We start from the raw sequence: 328 nt of genomic DNA, 5'->3' as shown, positions 1-328 counted from the left end.
GTCCAAATATACGTCACATCACCGCACCACACGGTATCAGGCTCAACAACATCAAACTGTCTATCAAGCAGGTTTGGGATTTCAAGGTGTTCATTACCACCACGTTTATATGAATGTTGAGGTACTTGGCAGCTTTCGAGCTTTAATTTAACCATTAGCTTAGCTGCACGATAACGGCTCAATTCAAAATCATTGTTCGTTGCTATCGCTGCGATTGTCCGTGCCCCTGCTGAACCACCACTCATCGCATGTATTGCTTTTACTTCAGCCTCTAACCTTACTTGCTCAGGTGTCGGCGTTGTATCCCGTATGGCCCAGTACTTATAGC

At 45.4% G+C, this 328-nt stretch carries 1 protein-coding gene; it reads right to left on the bottom strand.

What is annotated here, in order from left to right; genetic code table 11:
- A partial coding sequence (locus tag CWB66_RS22345; protein ID WP_502705301.1) for a transposase domain-containing protein occupies window positions 1–328 on the bottom strand: 328 nt, incomplete at both ends.

The sequence above is a fragment of the Pseudoalteromonas sp. S558 genome (genome assembly GCF_005886635.1).
In the GTDB taxonomy this organism is placed as follows: domain Bacteria; phylum Pseudomonadota; class Gammaproteobacteria; order Enterobacterales; family Alteromonadaceae; genus Pseudoalteromonas; species Pseudoalteromonas aliena.
The sequence above is the reverse complement of the archived record's forward strand: the minus strand, read 5'-3'. Positions and strand labels throughout refer to the sequence as shown.